General features: G+C 62.8%; 1 protein-coding gene. It reads left to right on the top strand.

All coding sequences use genetic code 11. The features are described from left to right. Positions 1-266 (top strand): hypothetical protein (locus tag SB765_RS30285; RefSeq protein ID WP_410932576.1); only part of this gene is annotated, 266 nt, incomplete at both ends.

Here is a 266-nt window from a genome sequence, read left to right as displayed (position 1 = left end):
GTGGTCGAAGTGGACCACCCCCTCGGGCTGATGGAAGCAGTGGCCAACGGCGCCGCCGACGTGGCCTTGAGCAACCACATCAACGCCACCTACTACATCAACCACGTGTTCAAGAACCAGCTGCGCATCGCCAGTGTGCTGGACGACAGCCCGGCCATCGCGGCATTTGCAGTGGCCTCGGACCAACCGCAACTGCAGGCCATTCTCGACAAGGCACTGCTGAGCATTCCGCCAGAGGAGCTGGACCAGCTGATCAACCGCTGGCG

Source organism: Pseudomonas sp. SIMBA_067, assembly GCF_046534675.1.
Lineage (GTDB): Bacteria > Pseudomonadota > Gammaproteobacteria > Pseudomonadales > Pseudomonadaceae > Aquipseudomonas > Aquipseudomonas putida.
Note: the sequence above shows the minus strand (reverse complement) of the source record. Positions and strands in the feature narration are given on the sequence as shown.